We start from the raw sequence: 3443 nt of genomic DNA, 5'->3' as shown, positions 1-3443 counted from the left end.
TCTGCTGGGTGGTTTGTGATATACTTTTCATAGCATGAGCCTCCGGTGCTTGGTATGTTTTTGAGCCAACATAATTATACCAAACTGGCAAGACTCATGCTATTTTTCTGTTTACAAAGCCTGGACTTTCAAGGGGTGCAGGGGATTTTTACCTGCGAAGTTTGAGTAAAGCAATTTAGTAAAGCAGGAGTCTGTAATGTTAAAGAAACCGATTATATTGTCGGAAGGATTTCCATTTATCCTTGTGACATTCTTTTCCGGTGCTGCCTTATACTATATGAAATGGTATTACTTGGCAGTCATTCCTTTCATTTTGTGTCTATACTTCACTTATTTCTTCCGCTGCCCGCCGAGAAACAACAAAATTCCTGCAGGTGATGATACCCTCGTCTCTCCTGCGGACGGCACAGTAGTGGATGTATCTCAAGATGTGGAAGAGGACATGTTTCTTGGAGAAAAATGCCACAAGATTACCATTTTCCTTTCCATCTTCAATGTCCACTGCAATAGGGCTCCTATGGAAGGAGACATCAAATATCAGTCCTACACTCAGGGCCGATTTCTTCCCGCCTATAAAGAAGGTGTAGGCTTCGTCAATGAACAGGGTGCCATCGGTATTACCGGCAAGAAGCGGTCTATCCTGGTCATCCTCATTGCAGGCATCCTAGCTAGGCGGGTGGTGTCCTGGAAGAATCTGGGTGACCATTTGGAAAAGGGGGAACTCTATGGTATGATTAAATTTGGCTCTTGCACGGAGCTCTATATTCCCGGAGGCTGCGATATTCTTGTCAAAAAAGGTGACAAGGTGAAAGGCGGACTCACGGTGGTAGGGAGGCTGAAATAAGTGAATAAATCATGGGTAGCAAATACAGTGACCGCGGCAAATGCATTTTTTGGCGGGCTGTCTATCATGATGTCCATATCCGGAAATTTTAAAACCGCTGCTGTGTTCATTCTGATTGCCATGGTGGCAGACGCCCTGGACGGCCGTGTAGCCCGGGCCTTGCATACCGCTGGTCCCATGGGAGTAGAACTGGATTCCCTTTCCGATGATATTTCCTTTGGCATCGCTGCTGGGGCCCTCATATACGCCTACCAGCTTCATGAAGTGGGCCCCCTCGGATTCATTCCCTGCGCCCTGCTTGGTACATTCTGTGCCTTTCGACTGGCCAGATTTAATGTAAAAGTCACCAGCGTTCACGGTTATTTCGAAGGGCTCCCCTGCCCAATAACCGGCATCATCGTGGCATCCTATGTCCTCTCGGGGGCTAAGATCTGGAACTGGCTGACCGTAATCTGCGTGCTCATCCTGGCCTTTCTTATGGTCAGTGAAATCCACTATCCCGATAACAAGGGCGCAAGTGCAGACCAGCTGCACTTGCCGGCCATCATTATCTGTCTGGCATTCTTCATTATCTGCACTTTCTTTTACTGGCCCATTTGGGCAGCAGCTTTGTCTGCGGCCTTTATCCTCTTCGGTATGATGAATACATTCCTGAATCGAAAGCAATTAAAGAAAAATTGAAAACCTTAAAAGCAAAACGGTATGAACTGAATTGTTCATACCGTTTTGCTTTTCAAGTCTTACTGACATTTTGTATCAGCTCTTCCCACATAGTCCACATACAGTCTGGCTTGTACTGCTGCACTAGTTCACGACCTATCTTGCCCATCCGGATTCTAAGATCTGCATCATCCATTAATGCAGACAAGACCTTGGATAATGACATCTGTTCATTATCCACCAAAAAGCCAGTTTCTCCTTCATGAATCAGCTCATTGGTACCACCGCAGGTCTTGAGCCCGATACAAGGAAGCCCTGCCGACATGGCTTCCGCCAGTCCCTGTGGAAATCCTTCACTGGTACTGGGAATGCAAAAAATGTCACTCCGATAATATACCTCTTCGATGTGGTTTGTTTTACCTTTCAGTAAAATTCGCTCCCCCAGATGCTTCGCTTTGATTTCCTCTTCCATACTTCTGGCATAATGGGAACTTTTCTCTCCCCAGAATTCTACATTCCAGTCCGGATACCGATCTGCTAGTGCTGCAAAGGCCTGGACCAGCAATTTCTGATTTTTCCTCCCAGATACGTTTCCTACACAGGAAATAAGGTGTTTTTCCTTTTCTTTTCCTGGAGTGGCCTGGTACTTTGCTGGAAAGACTGCATTTCCGATTGCCACCACCGGGACACCGGGAAAATATTTCTTCGCAACTTCCACCTTCGACGGCCAGAGAACCTGGATGGCTGCACTTTTAGCAACTGCCTTTCTTTCCTCATCGGAAAGAAGGGGCATCTGCACCGCCGGATCCCCGCGGAACATGGTAATTACAGGTCCCTGATAATCAGCATTAGTAATTACATACTTCGTAGAAGGTGCAGAACAGGAAAGAATGACATCTGCCGGATATTCATTCAGGAATCGGCGTATCCGTGGACCATACTGTCTTCCTTTAAATTCTGCATTGATGCCCTGCGCCTTTTTCTGACTGAAAAGCCGAGCCAATTCTCGATAAACTCGCAGGGTAAAAGGTAATTTTTCCGAGACCACTTTATGTCCATTTTCAAAGAGAATATTGAGCTGCCTTACCTTCGAATCAATGGGAAAATGGGGTTGCCCTTCTATACCATCCCGATACAGTACAGTCACATCATATCCTTTTTTCACAAGGTCACTGGACAGGTAGCAGGTCAGCTTTTCTACTCCTCCTGGCATATCCACATAATGAGTCCCAAAATGAGCTATTGTAATCCTCATGATTCTCCTTTAAAATCCTATGACTACGAACTTAGAACTTACGCATTTGCAAATTTGTTAATAAATAATTCAGCTTTACCCATATGGAAATCCAACAGGAATGCTGATAATTACGGGGAATCACCTCGATGAAATTGATTTTTTGACATAGAAAAGGTACCTTTTGTTTCGTATCATATAAGTCCTCAATCTCAAAGGTTCAAAAAGAAAGGTTCTATCCTTATGATATCCTAACCCATGAAAATTAGCCAGCTTTAAAAATCTATTAACATTGCTATGAAAGAGCTTAAACTGCCAGCAAGGGCGTTTGATCACCTAATTGGTCAATACTGTGAAGTCTTCAACGTGTCGATACTCGGCTTGACTGATAAATTCAATTTTTAGAGCCTGGTGTAAAAAACAAGTGTTTACGTGCATTTCAAGCACAAACATCACGCTGAAAGCATAGGAAATCGCTAAATATTGCTTTCATTTAAAAAAAGATTTCAGATTTCAGAATAAAGTCTATTCAACAGCTATATTAAACACTTTACCAGCATCATTCCGTTATTGTATACTGTGATTACAATTACTATTATATTATTAGATTCTCAAACTTCGCACACGGAAAACATCCCGTATGCCTTGATAAATCAGCTTGAACTGAATGTCGAAAGCCATTCACGCACACTTCTGTGCACGCAG

General features: G+C 43.9%; 3 protein-coding genes. 2 read left to right on the top strand and 1 reads right to left on the bottom strand.

Translation table 11 applies throughout. The features are described 5' to 3' along the window. Positions 1-196: 196 nt before the first annotated feature. Both HMPREF9453_RS05645 and pssA read left to right on the top strand, forming a co-directional pair. A complete protein-coding gene (locus HMPREF9453_RS05645) occupies positions 197-844 on the top strand; it encodes a phosphatidylserine decarboxylase (protein WP_008859599.1) in 648 nt (215 codons plus the stop codon). Then, complete coding sequence (pssA, locus tag HMPREF9453_RS05640; protein WP_008859598.1) at positions 845-1525, top strand: CDP-diacylglycerol--serine O-phosphatidyltransferase; 681 nt, start codon at positions 845-847, stop codon at positions 1523-1525. Positions 1526-1577: 52 nt separating this feature from the next. On the opposite strand, the gene HMPREF9453_RS11060 is transcribed toward pssA, so the two are convergent. After that, complete coding sequence (locus HMPREF9453_RS11060) at positions 1578-2759, bottom strand: glycosyltransferase (protein ID WP_008859597.1); 1182 nt, start codon at positions 2757-2759, stop codon at positions 1578-1580. Positions 2760-3443 lie beyond the last annotated feature (684 nt).

This window comes from Dialister succinatiphilus YIT 11850 (assembly GCF_000242435.1).
In the GTDB taxonomy this organism is placed as follows: domain Bacteria; phylum Bacillota; class Negativicutes; order Veillonellales; family Dialisteraceae; genus Dialister; species Dialister succinatiphilus.
The sequence above is the reverse complement of the archived record's forward strand: the minus strand, read 5'-3'. Positions and strand labels throughout refer to the sequence as shown.